Here is a 17,438-nt window from a genome sequence, read left to right as displayed (position 1 = left end):
GAGGCCTGTCACGAAGCATTTTGACAGTATTTCTGCGGCTAATTTTTAGGCGGTTCTTTGGCTGCCATGTGATGTTGCGGCCACGGTCGAAGCAAATTATTGATTTGCGCCTATTTTTGTGGTACACCAACGACACTGATCCACAGCGTGGCATTTGTGTGCCCAAAAACACCACGAAAGCAACACCTCTTTTGCACGCGGTTTCCGTGACATATCGAGCGTTTACGTTATCGAACCCCGCAAGACGGGAAGGTGTGTTTTTGCGTGCACGGCTGGACCAGTGCGGAGTCACCTGACGGTTCCCCCGTCTCATCAGGGCCTGACCGACCCAACCCCGGCATCCCCGGGTATGTAACAGGGAGTTTTTAGAACGAATGACGACCCAGCAGAAGAAATCTCCAGCACATCACGGTTTCAAGACCGGTGAAGCGATTGTGTATCCCGCTCATGGTGTCGGTACCATTTCTGCAATCGAGGAACAAGAAGTCGCCGGCATGAAGCTTGAGCTTTTTGTCATTGATTTCGAAAAAGACAAGATGCGTCTTAAAGTTCCCGTAGCCAAAGCCGTCAGCATCGGCATGCGCAAGCTTTCCGAAGGCGATTTTGTCGAGCGGGCGCTGAAAGTGGTGCAGGGCAAGGCGCGTGTGAAGCGTACCATGTGGTCGCGCCGCGCGCAGGAATATGATGCGAAGATCAATTCCGGCGATCTCATCGCGATTGCGGAAGTCGTGCGCGATCTCTACCGTGCGGAAAATCAGCCGGAGCAGTCCTATTCCGAGCGTCAGCTTTATGAAGCTGCTCTTGACCGCATGGCGCGCGAAATCGCCGCCGTCAACAAGATGTCCGAAACCGAGGCTGTTCGCCTGGTGGAAGTGAACCTTGCCAAGGGCCCCAAGCGCGGCAAGACCGTCGAAGAGGACGATTCTCAGGACGAAGCCGCTTAATAACCGGCTTTTTCCCTCTAAAAAAACCCGCCTTGATGGCGGGTTTTTTGTTGCCCAATTGCTGGCTGAAATTCACAGGATGCGGATTTTCGTGCCTTTGCGCAGATGCGGCAGGATGCGCCGCATGTCACGGGGATGGAGGGCGACGCAGCCCGCCGTCGGCTCATATCCCGGTCTGATCAGATGCATGAAGATTGCCGAGCCGCGGTTGCGGCTTCTCGAGGTGATATTCCAGTCGAGCACCAGGCAGACGTCGTAGAGGCTGTCCTTGCGCATCATCTCTTCATGGCTCGGGGCGAAGGGCGCCTTGACCAGCCTGTTGTAACTGGGACTACGGGGCTCGTCGCACCACAGCATGGACTTGCGTGTTCGCTGCATCGGCAGTGCCGTGGCGATGCCGGGAAGGCGGTCGCCGCGATAAAACCCGTGCAGCAGGCCGATGGTGGAGATGGGAGATTTTCCGTCTCCCTCGCGTTTCAGCGCAGTGCGGCCATTGCGTCCGATCGCGGCTGGAAAGGTGAGATGCCCGAGCTGGACGATGGCGCGGCTGATTTTCGACGGGACCGGCCGAACCATGAGCGTCGATGCGCGTTTACGTTGTCTTACGGGCTGGGTGCTCATGTTTTTCACGAGATTTTGCTTTGCAGGTTATTTAACGTGAAGTCATAGCACTTCGTTATATCATGGCAATGGGTTGACCTTTTATCGGCAAACCGCTGAATTGGCTGATAATTAGAGCGCCGGGCGTCTTTTGGGATGCATAAGGGACGCTCTAACTCTTTTAAACTACGCATCGTGTCTCTCGAAAATCGAGCCTGATTTTTGGGCCGATGCGCTAAAGTAAGAAAGGCTGAGAATCCGAATGACGGCTCGCACTATCCTTCTGGTGGACGATGACGACGATCTTCGGGAGACGCTGACCGAGCAATTGTCTCCCTATGAGGAATTCTCGCTGCTCAGCGGCGCCAATGCCGCGCAGGCGATGCAGACCGCCAAGACCGCCCAGGTCGATCTTCTGATCATGGATGTCGGCCTTCCGGATATGGACGGCCGTGAGGCGGTAAAGCTGTTGCGCAAGGGCGGCTTCAAGGCGCCGATCATCATGCTGACCGGGCATGATACCGATTCCGATACTATTCTTGGGTTGGAAGCCGGGGCGAATGACTATGTGACGAAACCCTTCCGTTTCGCCGTGCTTCTGGCGCGTATCCGGGCGCAGCTGCGTCAATACGAGCAGAGTGAGGATGCGGTTTTCACCGTCGGTCCCTATCAGTTCAAGCCCAGCCAGAAGCTGTTGACGACGGAGGACGGCAAGAAAATCCGGCTGACGGAAAAGGAAGCGGCGATCATCCGTTATCTCTACCGCGCCGGCAGCACCGTCGTTACCCGCGACGTCCTGCTGGAAGAGGTCTGGGGTTACAATTCCGGTGTGACAACGCATACGCTGGAAACGCATGTCTATCGTCTGCGCCAGAAGATCGAACGCGACCCGTCCAACGCCGAGATTCTGGTGACCGAGAACGGCGGATACAAGATCGTTCCCTGAGCAGGTGCTTCTTTTTACCTGTTATGTGTCCAAAGCTCACGCTGCGCGTCCGAAAAGGCGCGCGGCGTTCTAACAGCTTGTATTTTGAGGGCCGATATTGGAAAACCGCTATAGTGGTGCAGGCGTTTTTCCGGAGTAACGATCGACATGGCCTTGACGGACGATATCATGCTGCTGGGGCAAGTGCCGTTATTTGCGGGGTTCAGCGATGACCAGTTGCGGCTTATCGCCTTCGGTGCGGAGCGCCGCCGTGTATCGGCCGGACAGACATTGTTTCGGGAACACTCGCCGGCCGAATGCGCTTTTGCGGTGACGGCTGGCCATTTCGAGCTTTTCACGGCAGGGCGGGATGGCAAGCCCGTGCTGCAGGCGACGCCGGGCAAGGGGGCGCTGCTTTCGGAGCTTGCGCTTTTCACGCTCTGCGAACGGAAGTTTACTGCCGTGGCAGTGGAGGATTCCGAAGTCATCCGCATAACGCGCATCCTCTTCCACCGGCTGGTGGAGGAGTTTCCGGAGGTTGCCGATATCGTGTCGGCGCGTATTCGCGACAATATCGCGTCGCTGGCGGCAGGGGCGGCTCGTTTGCAGAACCGCTTCGTCTGACGCCAGACAATTCAGCCTGTTCAGAATCGGAAATGGGCGGTGACGGGAACATGGTCGGATGGCCGGTTCCAGCCGCGGGCCTCGCGCAATATGTCGATTTTTTCGAGCGAGGAACCGAGATCCTGCGAAGACCAGATGTGGTCGAGGCGGCGGCCGCGATCAGCCGCTTCCCAGTCCTTGGCGCGGTAGCTCCACCAGGTATAGATCTTTTCTGTCTCCGGCACGTTCAGGCGCATCAGATCGAGCCAGTTGCCCTTTTTCATGATGTCAAGCATGCCTTCGGTTTCGACGGGCGTATGGCTGACGATCTTCAGAAGCTGCTTGTGCGACCAGACGTCATTTTCGAGCGGTGCGATGTTGAGATCGCCGACGAGAATGGACGAGGTGCCAGGCACGCCATCGGCGCGCAGCGCCTTCATTTCCTCGATAAAATCCAGCTTGTGGCCGAATTTCGGATTGATCGAGCGATCCGGCTCGTCCCCGCCTGCCGGCACATAAAAATTATGCAGTCGCACGCGGCGCGATCCGACCTGGAAAATCGCGGAAATATGCCGCGCATCGCCGACGCCACAATAATCCTGCCGATGGTCTTCGATCAGCGGAATCTTCGAGGCGATGGCGACGCCGTGATAGCCCTTCTGGCCATGGATGATGACATGCTCATAACCGAGCGCCTTCAGCGGCTTCATCGGAAACTCGCCATTCGGGCATTTCGTTTCCTGCAGGCAGAGAATGTCGGGTTTGTAACGTACCAGAAACTGCTCAACAATCGGCATTCTGAGCCTGACCGAGTTGATGTTCCAGGTGGTTATCGAAAACGACATGCATGTGCTCCGCTTTTACTGCCGCGAACCGCCTGGCTCGTGACATGTTTCCGGGGCGCAGGCTTATAACATTGCGACGAAAACGGGAATGTATTTTAGCGGTAAAATGAAAAAGGCGACCGCAGGGTCGCCTTTCCAAGAATTTCCTTGGGGCTTGAAGCCTCAGCCGCCTTTGCGGACTTCCTCGTAATTGATGTTGAAGACGCGTTCATCCAGGTTCACGCCGGTCTGGACGTTGAAGATCATGACGGTCGTGTCCTTGTTCTGGGCATCGGTCGTGGTCCATTGCCTCAGATCGAAGGTCTTCGGATCGAACATCAGGGTAATTGTGGAATCGCCGAAGACGCTCTTGTCGCCCAGCACGATGGTGGTCAGGTCCGATTCTTCCTTGACGTTGCGAACCTTCTGATTGCCGAGATCGATCTTGTCGGACAGAAGCAGGCTGAGCGGCGTCTTGGAAAGCGGATAAAGATCCCAGGTCTTGAGCTTCATATTGCCGATAACGACGTTCTTGCCGTCGGCGATGACCCGCATGGGCGAGGGGTCTTCGTAGTTGAAGCGGAGTTTGCCGGGGCGTTCGATGTAGAACTTGCCGCCGGTCTGTTCACCGCGCGGGCCGAACTGGACGAATTCCCCCATCATGGTTTTGACCGACGAGAAGTGATTGGCGATTTTCTGCGCCGTCGCCGTGTTGCCGGCCGCCTGGGCAAAGGCGTCAAGCGGCGACAGGCCGGCCATGATTGCGGCCATGGAAAATGCCGTCAGCACGCCACGACGCGTCACGCCGTTTTGCGGTGTGTTTGCGTTGGCCGTTTCGCCGGTGGTGAGGTCGTTCATTCTATTCTCCTTCATCGCAGCGATTGTCCGCATAAAAGGCGGCGGCTTCATGACGTTGAAAGCGTGTAATAACGCTTCTTCGCCCCGCTTGGTTGCGGACGTTACCGCTCGATGATGTCTGCTTCCGTCGGTACGAGTATTTCACGTTTTCCGGCGTGGTTGGCGGGGCCGATAATGCCCTCCTGCTCCATGCGCTCGATCAGCGAGGCGGCGCGGTTATAGCCGATGCCGAGACGCCGCTGCACATAAGAGGTGGAGGCTTTGCCATCGCGAAGAACGACGGCCACGGCCTGATCGTAAGGGTCCTCGGAATCGGAGAAACTGCCGGCGCTGGCCGGGCCGCCGCCATTGCCTTCCTCGTCGTCTTCCTCGGTAATCGCTTCCAGATATTCCGGTGCGCCCTGTGTTTTCAGATAGGCGACGATCTCTTCCACCTCGTTGTCGGAAACGAAAGGACCGTGCACGCGCTGGATGCGTCCGCCGCCCGCCATATAGAGCATGTCGCCCATGCCGAGCAGCTGCTCGGCGCCCTGCTCTCCAAGGATGGTGCGGCTGTCGATCTTCGACGTCACCTGGAAGGAGATGCGGGTCGGGAAGTTTGCCTTGATCGTGCCGGTGATGACGTCGACGGAGGGGCGCTGGGTCGCCATGATGACATGGATGCCGGCGGCGCGCGCCATCTGCGCCAGACGCTGCACCGCGCCTTCGATGTCCTTGCCGGCCACCATCATCAGGTCGGCCATTTCGTCGATGATGACGACGATATAGGGCAGGGGCTTCAGATCGAACTCTTCCGTTTCGTAGATCGCCTCGCCCGTCTGGCGGTCGAAGCCGGTCTGTACCGTGCGGGTGAGTATCTCGCCCTTGTCGAGCGCCTGCTGCACGCGGCTGTTGAAGCCGTCGATATTGCGCACGCCGATCTTCGACATCTTCTTGTAGCGCTCTTCCATCTCGCGCACCGTCCACTTCAGCGCCACGACGGCCTTTTTCGGATCGGTAACGACGGGAGAGAGCAGATGCGGAATGCCGTCATAGATCGACAGTTCGAGCATTTTCGGGTCGATCATGATCAGCCGGCACTGTTCCGGCGACATGCGGTAAAGCAGCGACAGGATCATGGTGTTGATGGCGACCGACTTGCCCGAACCTGTGGTGCCGGCAACGAGCAGATGCGGCATCTTGGCGAGATCGGCGATGACCGGTTCGCCGCCGATGGTCTTGCCGAGAGCCATGGCGAGTTTGGCCTTGCTGTTTTCGAAATCGCGGCTGCCGATCAGTTCCCGCAGGAACACGGTTTCGCGCGTCTGGTTCGGCAGTTCGATGCCGATGGCATTGCGGCCGGGCACGACGGCGACACGGGCGGCGATCGCGCTCATGGAGCGGGCGATGTCATCGGCAAGGCCGATGACGCGCGACGATTTGATGCCGGGTGCCGGTTCCAGTTCGTAGAGCGTGACGACCGGGCCGGGGCGGACATGAATGATCTCGCCCTTGACGCCGAAATCCTCGAGAACGCCTTCCAGAAGGCGGGCATTCTGTTCCAGCACTTCCTCGCTCAGCATATTGTCGCGCACGACATTCTTCGGCTCCGCCAGAAGGTGGACGGTGGGGAGCTGGAAACCGTCTGCGGCAATGAAAGAGGCCTGCGCTTCCCTTGCCACGCGCTCACTGGGCTTCGGGCGTGCGGAAGGGGCGGTTATTCTGGGCTGCCCGCGTCCCGGCGCCTGTCGGGCCGTGAATTTCTGGTCGGACTCGTCGTCGGAGAGAATGCCGTTCGGCAGCCGGCGTCCATCCGCGTCGAAGGTTTGTTCGTCATCCATGTCCTCGTCATGATCGAGGGCGATGGAGGGAGGTGACATCTGGCGACGCGATGCGGCGCGTTCTTCGAAAGACGGCTCTGCGCGCTGGTCGAGGCGGTTGATCGCGGTCTTGAGGCGCGACGGTTCGTTCAGCGTGCCGAATTCATATTCGTTGAAGTCGTAAGGATGTTCGAATTCATCGTGCAGTGATTTCGACTTCAGGCCGAACAGGCGGCGCAGGCGCGCCTGGGTGATGTACCAGTAATGCGCCAGCGCGCCGAAGGCGAGCATATTGGCGAAGAAACCCTCGCCGTCGTCTTCATCATCCTCTTCGGCCTCACGGGCGGCGCGGGCCTTGCTGGTGGTGACGGGAGCCGCTTCTTCGCGTTCCAGCTCGTCATCCAGACCGCCAACGACACCGGCGGCAAACAGCATCAGCCATGCGGCAGGCGCCGCGAATATCACGCCCAGTACCGTGGCAATCGTGCCGGTGGGGTAAGCGCCGATAAAAAGGGCGGGAAAACGAAGGATCATGTCACCGATGACGCCGCCGATGCCGTTCGGCAGCGGCCATGTCACGGGGGCCGGAAAACAGCCGAGCGAGGCGGCGCAGACGATGGCGCCTGCGACCCAGGCCACAAGGCGAACGGGTATGCGGTGGAATTTGCGGCCGGCGATCAGCGCGATCGCCCAGGCGATGACGGGCAGGAGCGAGATGATTGCGGAAAGCCCAAGGAACTGCATCACGATATCGGCGAAAATCGCACCGCCATAACCCAGAAGATTGGTAGGCTGGTTTCCTGTCGCGTAGGAGAGGCTCGGATCCGCGACATTCCATGTCGCGAGCGCGGCGATGCCCAGTGCAATCGTGGCCAGCAGAGCGAAACCGGCGAGAGCCATGATCTGACGCACGAAAAACGCCGTCAACACGAAGCGCGTGTGACGACCATCGAATGTCGGAGAATGCATTCTGCCCATGTCCCTGAACCCGTCGTTTTATGGTTTCGGCAAGATCCGGCAGGAGACCTGATCCCGGATTGACAGGGAAAACTAACCGCTTGCTGGTTAATGTCGTGTTAACCATGCGGTTTTTTGAAGCGCTTCAGATTTACGGCAAAGAAAAAGGCCCGCCGGAGCGGGCCTTCTTTTGGGAGAGGGGATGGAGAACCCCTTTTCCCGGATATCAGGAGTGGTAGGCGGCTTCGCCGTGGGTTGCGAGGTCGAGACCTTCGCGTTCGGCTTCGACCGGAACCCGCAGACCGACGATCACGTCGACGATCTTGTAGAGGATCGCGGAGACGATGGCGCACCAGACGATGGTGATGGCGACGGCGACGAACTGCGTCCAGACCTGCGAGGCGATGGAGAAGTCTTCCTTGCCTGTGCCGCCAAGCAGCGGCGAGGTGAAGATGCCGGTGCCAAGAGCGCCGATGATGCCGCCAATGCCGTGTACGCCGAAGACGTCAGCCGTGTCGTCATAACCGAACTTGTTCTTCACCACGGAGACGAAGAAGTAGCAGATCGGCGAGACGATGAGGCCGAGAACGATGGCGCCCATCGGGCCGACGGAGCCAGCGGCGGGCGTGACGGCGACGAGACCGGCGATCATGCCCGAAGCGGCGCCCAGCATGGAGGCCTTGCCGCGGGTGAAGCTTTCAACCAGCGACCAGGAAACGATGGCGGCTGCGGTTGCGAGGAAGGTGTTCATGGTTGCGAGAACCGCACCGCCCGATGCTTCGAGGTTGGAACCGGCGTTGAAGCCGAACCAGCCGAACCACAGCATGGCTGCGCCGACGAGGGTCAGCGTCATCGAGTGGGGGGCCATCATGTCCTTGCCGAAGCCGGTACGCTTGCCGACCATGATCGCGCCGATCAGGCCTGCGATACCGGCATTGATGTGAACCACGGTGCCGCCAGCGAAGTCGAGAGCGCCCATGCCGAAGATCAGGCCGTTTGCATCCCAGACCATGTGAGCGATCGGGAAATAGACGAAGGTGGCCCACAGGATGGTGAAGAGGATGACGGCGGAGAATTTGACGCGTTCTGCGAAGGCGCCGATGATCAGCGCCGGCGTGATGGCCGCGAAGGTCATCTGGAAGGCGATGAAGGTGTATTCGTAGATCACGACGCCCTCAGAGAAGGTTGCCGAGGTGCTGTCAAGCGAAACGCCCGACAGGAACAGCTTGCCGAAACCGCCGAAATAAGGGCCGGTGCCGCCGCCAAAGGCGAAGGAGTAACCGTAGATTACCCAGACGAGCATCATGACTGCGCCGACGACCGTGCACTGCATGAGAACGGAGAGCATGTTCTTGGTGCGGACAAGACCGCCGTAAAACAGGGCGAGGCCCGGAATGATCATGAAAAGCACGAGGATCGTCGCGACATACATGAATGCGGTGTCGGCTTTTTCCGGAACGGGAGCGGCCGCGGCCACTGCCGGCGCTGCATCCTGGGCAAAGGCGATGGCCGGAGCCATCAGGGCCGCCGCTGCGGCGCCCAGCTTGCCGAGCGTTGAAAACTTGTTGAGTTGCATAGTTAGAAAACTCCCCTGTCAGCCGTGCTTCAAAGCGCTTCTGTGTTGGTTTCGCCGGTACGGATGCGCACGGCCTGTTCGATAGAGTAGACGAAGATCTTGCCGTCACCGATCTGCCCGGTCTTTGCCGCAGAAGCGATCGCTTCGACGGCCTTGTCGACGACGTCGGATGGAACTGCGATCTCGATCTTCAGCTTGGGAAGGAAGCTCACCGCATATTCCGTGCCGCGATAAATCTCGGTATGCCCCTTCTGGCGTCCGTAACCCTTTACCTCGGTCACGGTCAGGCCCTGGATGCCGACGCCGGTGAGCGCTTCGCGCACTTCATCCAGCTTGAACGGCTTGATAATGGCCATCACAATTTTCATCTGGTTTCCCATCCTTTGTTTTGTCCTCGGCACGGAGCCGACTCTCCTGCCGCTGGCAGATCAGTAACAGCGACTGCGGACATACATTCAAAGGGCGTGCCAGTTTTGAGTGTGTATCTAACGTATTGAAATATAAAACTTATATGAAGGGCGTCTGAAAAAGGGGCATTTGTCGCCAAAATTTGCGTCTATTAAATGTGCGATTTTCAGAAAAAGCACATTATTTAATCATTTGCCCTTTTGCGGATCAAACCCTCCTGCGCCACGGAGGCGACCAGTTCACCCTGTCTGGTGAAAATATTGCCACGGGTCAAACCGCGTGCGCCGGAAGCGCTGGGGCTGTCCTGTGTGTAGAGCAGCCAGTCATCCAGTCGGCAGGGGCGGTGGAACCACATGGCGTGGTCGAGGCTCGCCACCTGAATGGACGGATCGAAGATGGTCGTGCCATGGGCGTAGAGGGAGGTGTCGAGCAGGGTCATATCCGACAGATAAGCGAGAATGGCCGATTGCAGGCGCGGATCATCAGGCACATCGCCGACGGCGCGAACCCAGATATCCTGTTGCGGTTCGAGTTTTTCCCTGGAGATATAGTGGGTCAGCGATACCGGCCGTATCTCTATCGGCCGCTTGTTGCTCCAGTATTTGCGGATAGAGGCGGGCGCCTTGGCAAGAAAGGCCGCCTGCATCTGCTCTTCGCTCATCAGATTTTCAGGCGGCGTCACGTCAGGCATTTTGATCTGATGGTCGAAACCATCCTCGAAAATCTGAAACGACGCCGACATGGAAAAAATGGCCTTGCCATGCTGGATGGCGACCACCCGGCGTGTGCAGAAGCTCGCGCCGTCGCGGATGCGCTCCACCTGGTAGACGATAGGCACCAGCGGATCGCCGGGGCGCATGAAATAGGCATGCAGCGAATGCACGAAACGGTCGTTATCCACGGTTCTTTGCGCGGCGATCAGGGCCTGCGCGATGACCTGGCCGCCGAAAACCCGCTGCCAGCCGATCTGCGGGCTTTCGCCCCGGAACAGGTTCTCTTCCAGCTTCTCAAGATCGAGTGTGGCGATGAGATTGGCCATCGGGTCTGACGTTTGCGAGGGATGCGACATTTTTTCGGCCTGCTCCGGCTGTAGGAAGACGTCACATGGTCTATAGTGCGCCGATGATGCGTGCACAAGATTCGAGGAGAAGCGCGATGCTGGACGTAGTGGTGGCAGGCGGCGGATATGTCGGTCTTTCCGTTGCTGTCGCAATCAAGCAGGCGGCCCGGCATCTTGATGTGCAGGTGGTTGAGGCCTCTCCCGAGGATGTCTGGTCGAAGGACGTTCGCGCTTCCGCCATTATTGCCGCAGCCACCCGGATGCTCGATGTTTTCGGCATATGGAACGAGATCGAGCCGGAAGCGCAGCCGATACACAAGATGATCGTCACCGATTCGAAGACCGCCGATCCGGTGCGTCCCGTGTTCCTGACTTTCGACGGCGCCGTGGAAGAAGGCAGGCCGTTTGCCCATATGGTTCCGAACGTCGCTCTGGTGGGCGCATTGCGAGGCCTGTGCGAGCGCCTTGGCATAAAAATCCGTCACGGTCTCAGTGTTTCCGATTTTTCCGCGGGTCCCCAGTCGACGGCCATTTGCCTTTCTGACGGCTCGACGCTCGAAGCGCGATTGCTGATTGCCTGTGACGGCGTTCGCTCCGCGCTCAGGGACATGGCCGGTATCAAGACCGTGCACTGGGCTTACGATCAGTCCGGTATCGTGACGACCGTTGAGCATGAGCGGCCGCATGAGGGCTGCGCCGAAGAGCATTTCCTGCCATCCGGCCCCTTCGCCATCCTGCCGCTGAAGGGAAATCGCTCTTCGCTCGTCTGGACCGAACGCACGGCCGATGCCGACAGGCTGGTAGCCTCCGACGATCTGGTGTTCGAGGAGGAACTGGAGCGCCGGTTCGGTCACAAGCTGGGTCCTCTTCGTCCGGTTGGTCCCCGCCGCGCCTTCCCACTGGGTCTGACGCTGGCGCGTTCTTTCGTTGCGCCGCGTTTTGCGCTTGCGGGCGATGCGGCCCACGGCATTCACCCGATTTCCGGGCAGGGCCTCAATCTTGGCTTCAAGGACGTGGCGGCTCTCGCCGAAACCGTGGTCGAGGCCGACCGGCTCGGCCTCGATATCGGCTCACTCAACGTTCTGGAGCGTTACCAGTCGTGGCGGCGTTTCGACACGTTGCGGATGGGCGTGACGACGGATGTGCTGAACCGGCTTTTCTCCAACGATATTGGCCCTATCCGTATCATGCGTGATTTCGGTCTCGGCGTGGTGGATCGTTTGCCGGGTCTCAAATCCTATTTCATCGGTCAGGCCGCCGGCACGACGGATGCGAATGCGCCGCGTCTGCTTGCCGGCGAGGCGCTCTGATCCGACTCCTCCTGTATGTTTCTGATCGGCTTTTCCGGTATTGCCGCTTGACAGCCGATTCCGGGATTTCATGCCCGGCGGCTTTGCCGTAAAGCTGAATCCGGCCAAGGACTTATTCGGATTCATAATCTGGTACGATCTCCGCCTTGGCCAACCAGATATTGCGGAGAACAAAAGCTGAATCCCATAGAGTCAGCGATTCGTATTCGATTCGTTCGCAGACTGTTCCGCAGCCGAATCGATTTCATTTTCGCCGGATTCTTTTTATTTGTTCAAATAGCTGAATCTGAACGGAAAATTCCGTCGACTGGTCGCCCTGCGCCACTTTGCGGGTGAGGCCTATTGCCTTTGTCGGCGGGCGTTGCCATGTGTGGTGCGTGCGGCCCGCATCAGCAATGCTGGGCGCACGGCAAGCAGATGAAGTCGATTCGCGGATAGTACGTTGAATTTTCGCCCCATGATCCTGAGCGGCCGCGGTGTCACGGCCGTTCTCGGCCCCACCAATACCGGCAAGACCCATTACGCGATCGAGCGGATGGTCGCGCATGGCAGCGGTGTCATTGGCCTGCCGCTGCGTCTTCTGGCGCGGGAGGTCTATACCCGCCTCGTTGAAAAGGTGGGTGCGCCGAATGTGGCGCTGATTACCGGCGAAGAAAAAATCGCGCCTCCCAAAGCCAAATATTCCGTCTGCACGGTGGAAGCCATGCCGCGCGAGACGACGGCCGCCTTCGTTGCGATCGACGAGGTGCAGCTGGCGGGCGATCTCGAACGCGGGCACATCTTCACCGACCGGGTGCTGCATCTGCGCGGGCGGGAGGAAACGCTGCTGCTCGGCGCCGGGACGATGCGTCCTATCCTCGAGAAGCTGCTGCCGGGAATAACTGTGGTCGAGCGGCCGCGCCTGTCGCAGCTCTTTTATGCGGGCCAGAAGAAGATAACCCGCCTGCCGCAGCGCACGGCGATTGTCGCCTTTTCCGCCGATGAGGTCTATGCCATCGCCGAGCTGGTGCGCCGCCAGCGCGGCGGTGCTGCCGTGGTGCTGGGCGCGCTTTCGCCGCGCACGCGCAATGCGCAGGTGGGGCTCTACCAGTCCGGCGACGTCGAATATCTGGTGGCGACGGACGCCATCGGCATGGGTCTCAACCTCGATGTCGACCATGTCGCCTTCGCGCAGGACCGAAAATTCGACGGTTATCAGTTCCGCAATCTCAATCCCGGCGAGATCGGCCAGATCGCCGGCCGCGCCGGCCGCCATCTTCGCGATGGCACATTCGGCGTGACGGGGCGTGTCGATCCGTTCGATGACGAGCTGGTGGAGCGGATCGAAACCCATCAGTTCGATGCGGTTAAGGTTCTGCAGTGGCGCACGAAAAATTTCGATTTTTCCTCCATCGCCAATCTGCGCCTGAGCCTCGATGCCGCGCCGGCGATCCAGGGACTTTCGCGCGCCCTGCCGGCAATCGACCAGCAGGCGCTGGAATATCTGTCGCGTTATCCCGAGATCATCGATGTGACGACGAGCGATGCGCGGGTGGAAAAACTCTGGGAGGCGTGCGCTCTTCCAGACTATCGCCGCATTGCTCCTGCCCAGCATGCGGACCTGATCTCCACGCTCTATTTCGACCTCGTCAAACGCGGGGCGGTGAACGAGGATTTCATGGCCGAGCAGGTGCGTCGCGCCGACCGGACGGATGGAGAGATCGATACCTTGTCTGCGAGGATTGCGCAGATCAGAACATGGACTTATGTATCGAACCGCCCAGGATGGCTTGCCGATCCGACACACTGGCAAGAAAAGACTCGGGAAATCGAGGATCGATTGTCCGATGCGCTACATGAAAGGTTGACGAAACGCTTTGTTGATCGCAGGACATCTGTGCTCATGAGGCGCCTGAGAGAGAATGCGATGCTTGAAGCTGAAATCAGTGTAAATGGTGATGTCTTCGTAGAAGGTCATCACGTCGGCCAGTTGGCCGGGTTCCGGTTCACGCCGGTGCCGGGAATGGAAGGGCCGGATCAGAAGGCCGTGCAGGCTGCGGCGCAGAAGGCGCTTGCGCTCGAATTCGAGGCGCGTGCCGCGCGTCTGCATGCCAGTGGAAATGGCGATCTCGCTTTGAGCTCCGATGGTCTGGTTCGCTGGTTGGGCGAACCGGTTGCCCGCCTTTCGGCCGGCGACAACATCATGAAGCCGCGGGTGATCCTGCTTGCCGACGAGCAGCTGAACGGCAATGCCCGTGATCACGCGCTGGCGCGCGTCGAGCGTTTCGTCAATCATCAGATTGCGACCGTGCTGAAGCCGCTGGACGATATTTCCCGCGCCGAAGACCTTCAGGGTCTGGCGAAGGGTCTGGCGTTCCAGCTCGTGGAAAATCTAGGCGTGCTGTTCCGCCGCGACGTTGCCGAAGACGTGAAGTCTCTCGATCAGGATGCGCGCGCCTCCATGCGCCGTTACGGCGTTCGTTTCGGCGCTTATCACGTTTTCCTGCCAGCGCTTCTGAAGCCCGCTCCGGCGGAGCTTGTGACGCTGCTCTGGGCTTTGAAGAATGACGGTCTCGGCAAGCCGGGTTACGGCGATCTCATTCCGGTGCTGGCCGCAGGCCGTACCTCGGTCGTCACCGATGCCAGCTTCGAGCGCATGTTCTACAAGCTCGCCGGTTTCCGCTTCCTCGGAAAGCGCGCCGTGCGTATCGACATTCTCGAGCGTCTGGCCGATCTCATCCGCCCGCTGCTGCAGTGGAAGCCCGGTCAGCAGCCGCGTCCGGAAGGCGCCTATGACGGTCGCCGTTTCACGACAACGACCGCCATGCTTTCCATTCTCGGCGCGACGCTTGATGACATGGAAGAAATTCTGAAGGGCCTCGGTTACCGCGCCGATCAGGTGACGGCGGAAGAGGCGCAGGCCTTCCTCGCCAGCCACGCCGGTGCCTCTGCTCCGGCAGCCGCGGAAGCGGCGACGGCTGAAGAGGAAAGCGTCGAGACCGAGGAACACGAGCCGGCTTCCGAAGAACAGGTGTCCGAGACGGCGGCTGCTGTCGAAGGCGAAGCTGTCGAGGCGCCGGTTGCGGAAGCTGCCAGCGAAGAGGCTGTCGCAGCCGAGGCCGTGCCGGAAGGCGCCGAGGCCGCCGAGCCCAAGCCCGTTCTTCTGTGGCGTCCGGGTGGTCGTAACGAAAATCAGCGTGGCGAAAACCGTCGTCCCGGCAATCGCGGTCAGGGCCGTGGTGAAGGAGCGCGCGAACAGGGCGAGCGTCGTGGCGAAGGCCGTCGCGACAATCGTGACGGTGCAAACCGTGAAGCTGCCAATCGCAGTGGCGACGGCGAGCGCAAGCGCGATGGCGGCCGTCCGGACCGTGGCAACAACCGCAACAATGATCGTCACGATCGCGGGGAGCGCAAGGACCGGCCGGAACGCAATGACCGTGGCGGAAAGCCGCAGGGTCAGCAGCGCTTCGAAGCCAAGCCGCCGCGCAAGGAAAAGCCGCTCGATCCGGATTCGCCTTTCGCAAAGCTCGCTGCTCTCAAGGAGCAACTGAAGAAGTAAGCCCATGGGAAGCAGCGAACAGCCACTGGAAAGCACGCGTCAGCGTCTGGACAAGTGGCTGTTCTTTGCCCGCATGGCAAAATCCCGTTCGCTTGCCCAGAGCTACATTCAGTCTGGCCACGTCAAGGTCAACGGCATTGCCATTCGCCAGTCCAGCCATGTGGTGAAGGCGGGCGACAGGCTGGAGATCGGCTTCGAGCGGATGGACAAGGTGCTTGTCGTCAGGTCCGGCGGAACACGGCGTGGACCCTATGAAGAAGCCAGACTTCTCTATGACGACGAGACGCCGCCACGGGAACCTTCCGACAGGCTGACACCTCTCGAGCAGGCGTTGCGCCAGCCGGGCAGCGGGCGTCCCACCAAAAAAGAGCGCAGGGCGCTCGACAGGTTTCTGTCTGACAGCGACGGAAGCAAAGATTAGAATAAACCTCCGGGTCGCACCCGTTTTTCAGAATTGTTTATCCTTGCTATCTGCAAGCAAAGGCATTACGTCACTTGCGAAATTGCCCTGTCTGAATTCCGGGCGACGGCTTGTGTTCCGAAGCCCACAGACCCGGCCTGCATATTCTGGAGTTCATCATGACATATGTCGTGACCGACAATTGCATCCGCTGCAAATATACCGATTGCGTTGAGGTCTGCCCCGTCGACTGCTTTTACGAGGGTGAAAATTTCCTCGCGATCAATCCCGATGAATGCATCGATTGCGGTGTGTGCGAACCGGAATGTCCCGCCGAAGCCATCAAGCCCGATACGGAGCCGGGTCTCGACAAATGGCTGAAGCTCAATGCCGAATATGCGGCAATCTGGCCTAATATCACGATCAAGCGCGACCCGATGCCGGAAGCCAAGGAAATGGACGGTGTCGAAGGCAAGCTCGAGCTCTATTTCTCCGCCGAGCCCGGACAGGGCGACTGAGTTTTTACGGCCTGACCGCGAAACCATGATTTAAAAAGCCCTCGCAGCAGCAGCGCGAGGGCTTTTTGCTGGGCCTCATCCGCCGCGGCCGGATTGCAGCGTGGTCGACAGCAATGTCAGAAGGGCCGCGCTTTCCTCCAGGCTTTGCCGCTGACGGCTTTGCAGGATGGCGGCCTGCAGGCGGTTCATCTCGCGTGCGATCGCCGCTGGCTGCCAGGTTCGCAGGGCTCTTTCGATGATGGGTTTTCTGCGGAAATGGATGTGGCGTCCGAGTGTCTGCATGACCTGACCGGCCTGCAGTTTTTTCTCATCCATTTCGGCCCGCATCTGGTCGAGTAACTGGAATTGCTTGAGGCACCCCTGGAGCACAAGAAAGATCGGGGTCTTCGAAGAGACGATCTTCTGCGTCGCGTGGAAAAAGGCGTTTCTGTCGCCTTTCAGAATGGCGTCGACGGCATCGTCTGCGGAAACCGTGCTGGCGTCTCCGATGATCGCTAGCACATCGTCTTCCTCGACCACGTCGGCCCCACGGCAATAGAGTGCCAGCTTGCGGATTTCATTGCGCGAGGCGATACGGTCACCACCCAGGGATTCGATGAGCCTCTGTCTTGCGGCTGGTGCAATGCGCAGATTATCGGCGGAGAGTTCCTGATCGATCAATGCGTTCAATGAGCGCGCATCGTCGGCGTAACAGGGAATCGCAGCGATGGAGCGCGCCGGTTCTGCGATCTTGCGCAGTCCCGTACCCTTCTTGATGTCGCCTGCTTCGATGATGAGGAAGCTTGCTTCCGGCGGCGTCTCGGCAAGGATCTGGAGTGCATCCACCAGCGCCTTTTCGGCCGAAGCACTTTTGACCCAGACGAGTTTTTCGCCGCCGAAAAGGCCGATGGCATTCACCTCGTCGAGCAGACGGCCGGGGTCGCCCTGCAGATCGGATGCGGTCAGTTTCAGCGATGCGAAAGCGTCATCGGGATCGATACCGGTCTTTTTGGCGATGACGCCTGCGCGTTCCGATACGAGACCGCGATCCGGGCCGTAAAGCACGAAAACGCGAAAGCGCTCCGCCGGATTTTCGGCGAAGCGCTCAAATTCATGGGACTTTATCTCCGTCACGGCCG

General features: G+C 59.4%; 15 protein-coding genes. 7 read left to right on the top strand and 8 right to left on the bottom strand.

Annotated elements, in window-relative coordinates; translation table 11 throughout:
• Positions 1-374: 374 nt before the first annotated feature.
• A complete protein-coding gene (locus AGR7B_RS13835) occupies positions 375-944 on the top strand; it encodes a CarD family transcriptional regulator (protein ID WP_003505223.1) in 570 nt (189 codons plus the stop codon).
• A gap of 72 nt (positions 945-1,016) precedes the next feature.
• On the opposite strand, the gene AGR7B_RS13830 is transcribed toward AGR7B_RS13835, so the two are convergent.
• Entirely contained in the window at positions 1,017-1,520 is a 504-nt protein-coding gene (locus tag AGR7B_RS13830) for a L,D-transpeptidase family protein (protein WP_121490425.1), read from the bottom strand.
• 286 nt (positions 1,521-1,806) lie between these two features.
• Here AGR7B_RS13830 and AGR7B_RS13825 point away from each other — a divergent pair, with 286 nt between their 5' ends.
• Positions 1,807-2,490 (top strand): response regulator transcription factor, encoded by a 684-nt coding sequence (locus AGR7B_RS13825; RefSeq protein ID WP_003505216.1) that lies wholly within the window; start codon positions 1,807-1,809, stop codon positions 2,488-2,490.
• Between the two features lie 147 nt (positions 2,491-2,637).
• A complete protein-coding gene (locus AGR7B_RS13820) occupies positions 2,638-3,093 on the top strand; it encodes a cyclic nucleotide-binding domain-containing protein (RefSeq protein ID WP_003520283.1) in 456 nt (151 codons plus the stop codon).
• A gap of 20 nt (positions 3,094-3,113) precedes the next feature.
• Here AGR7B_RS13820 and AGR7B_RS13815 read toward each other — a convergent pair whose 3' ends face one another.
• The 6 genes from AGR7B_RS13815 to tesB form a co-directional block, all read right to left on the bottom strand.
• Positions 3,114-3,917: an exodeoxyribonuclease III gene (locus tag AGR7B_RS13815; RefSeq protein WP_065656875.1), complete on the bottom strand. Its 804-nt coding sequence runs from the start codon at positions 3,915-3,917 to the stop codon at positions 3,114-3,116.
• Between the two features lie 162 nt (positions 3,918-4,079).
• Positions 4,080-4,805, bottom strand: a complete 726-nt coding sequence (locus AGR7B_RS13810) for an outer membrane lipoprotein carrier protein LolA (RefSeq protein WP_052025744.1) — start codon at positions 4,803-4,805, stop codon at positions 4,080-4,082.
• Between the two features lie 50 nt (positions 4,806-4,855).
• Positions 4,856-7,522 (bottom strand): DNA translocase FtsK, encoded by a 2,667-nt coding sequence (locus AGR7B_RS13805; RefSeq protein WP_162934135.1) that lies wholly within the window; start codon positions 7,520-7,522, stop codon positions 4,856-4,858.
• A gap of 214 nt (positions 7,523-7,736) precedes the next feature.
• Entirely contained in the window at positions 7,737-9,086 is a 1,350-nt protein-coding gene (locus tag AGR7B_RS13800) for an ammonium transporter (protein ID WP_121490421.1), read from the bottom strand.
• Between the two features lie 29 nt (positions 9,087-9,115).
• Positions 9,116-9,466 carry a P-II family nitrogen regulator gene (locus AGR7B_RS13795; RefSeq protein WP_004444057.1) on the bottom strand — a complete coding sequence of 117 codons (351 nt, stop codon included), beginning with the start codon at positions 9,464-9,466 and terminating at the stop codon, positions 9,116-9,118.
• A gap of 212 nt (positions 9,467-9,678) precedes the next feature.
• On the bottom strand, positions 9,679-10,563 hold the full coding sequence (tesB, locus tag AGR7B_RS13790) for an acyl-CoA thioesterase II (protein WP_078052310.1): 885 nt from the start codon (positions 10,561-10,563) through the stop codon (positions 9,679-9,681).
• Between tesB and AGR7B_RS13785 the strand changes: the two genes are divergently transcribed.
• From AGR7B_RS13785 to fdxA, 4 genes are all read left to right on the top strand, one after another.
• Complete coding sequence (locus AGR7B_RS13785; protein WP_425352610.1) at positions 10,539-11,864, top strand: ubiquinone biosynthesis hydroxylase; 1,326 nt, start codon at positions 10,539-10,541, stop codon at positions 11,862-11,864. The two genes, tesB and AGR7B_RS13785, sit on opposite strands and share 25 nt — an antisense overlap.
• A 457-nt stretch (positions 11,865-12,321) precedes the next feature.
• Positions 12,322-15,402, top strand: coding sequence for a helicase-related protein (locus AGR7B_RS13775; protein ID WP_078052311.1), 3,081 nt, complete (start codon positions 12,322-12,324; stop codon positions 15,400-15,402).
• Between the two features lie 4 nt (positions 15,403-15,406).
• Positions 15,407-15,823, top strand: a complete 417-nt coding sequence (locus AGR7B_RS13770) for an RNA-binding S4 domain-containing protein (protein ID WP_078052312.1) — start codon at positions 15,407-15,409, stop codon at positions 15,821-15,823.
• Between the two features lie 158 nt (positions 15,824-15,981).
• Positions 15,982-16,320 (top strand): ferredoxin FdxA, encoded by a 339-nt coding sequence (gene fdxA / locus AGR7B_RS13765; RefSeq protein ID WP_003520294.1) that lies wholly within the window; start codon positions 15,982-15,984, stop codon positions 16,318-16,320.
• Positions 16,321-16,395: 75 nt separating this feature from the next.
• On the opposite strand, the gene holA is transcribed toward fdxA, so the two are convergent.
• On the bottom strand, positions 16,396-17,433 hold the full coding sequence (gene holA, locus AGR7B_RS13760) for a DNA polymerase III subunit delta (RefSeq protein ID WP_080856875.1): 1,038 nt from the start codon (positions 17,431-17,433) through the stop codon (positions 16,396-16,398).
• Positions 17,434-17,438 lie beyond the last annotated feature (5 nt).

The organism is Agrobacterium deltaense RV3 (assembly GCF_900013505.1).
Lineage (GTDB): Bacteria > Pseudomonadota > Alphaproteobacteria > Rhizobiales > Rhizobiaceae > Agrobacterium > Agrobacterium leguminum.
The sequence above is the reverse complement of the archived record's forward strand: the minus strand, read 5'-3'. Positions and strand labels throughout refer to the sequence as shown.

Bases quoted from the DNA above. Each gene is read 5' to 3' on its own strand.
- AGR7B_RS13835 (WP_003505223.1), top strand. From the start codon at position 375: ATGACGACCCAGCAGAAGAAATCTCCAGCACATCACGGTTTCAAGACC.
- AGR7B_RS13830 (WP_121490425.1), bottom strand. From the start codon at position 1,520: ATGGTTCGGCCGGTCCCGTCGAAAATCAGCCGCGCCATCGTCCAGCTC.
- AGR7B_RS13825 (WP_003505216.1), top strand. From the start codon at position 1,807: ATGACGGCTCGCACTATCCTTCTGGTGGACGATGACGACGATCTTCGG.
- AGR7B_RS13820 (WP_003520283.1), top strand. From the start codon at position 2,638: ATGGCCTTGACGGACGATATCATGCTGCTGGGGCAAGTGCCGTTATTT.
- AGR7B_RS13815 (WP_065656875.1), bottom strand. From the start codon at position 3,917: ATGTCGTTTTCGATAACCACCTGGAACATCAACTCGGTCAGGCTCAGA.
- AGR7B_RS13810 (WP_052025744.1), bottom strand. From the start codon at position 4,805: ATGAAGCCGCCGCCTTTTATGCGGACAATCGCTGCGATGAAGGAGAAT.
- AGR7B_RS13805 (WP_162934135.1), bottom strand. From the start codon at position 7,522: ATGCATTCTCCGACATTCGATGGTCGTCACACGCGCTTCGTGTTGACG.
- AGR7B_RS13800 (WP_121490421.1), bottom strand. From the start codon at position 9,086: ATGCAACTCAACAAGTTTTCAACGCTCGGCAAGCTGGGCGCCGCAGCG.
- AGR7B_RS13795 (WP_004444057.1), bottom strand. From the start codon at position 9,466: ATGGGAAACCAGATGAAAATTGTGATGGCCATTATCAAGCCGTTCAAG.
- tesB (WP_078052310.1), bottom strand. From the start codon at position 10,563: ATGTCGCATCCCTCGCAAACGTCAGACCCGATGGCCAATCTCATCGCC.
- AGR7B_RS13775 (WP_078052311.1), top strand. From the start codon at position 12,322: ATGATCCTGAGCGGCCGCGGTGTCACGGCCGTTCTCGGCCCCACCAAT.
- AGR7B_RS13770 (WP_078052312.1), top strand. From the start codon at position 15,407: ATGGGAAGCAGCGAACAGCCACTGGAAAGCACGCGTCAGCGTCTGGAC.
- fdxA (WP_003520294.1), top strand. From the start codon at position 15,982: ATGACATATGTCGTGACCGACAATTGCATCCGCTGCAAATATACCGAT.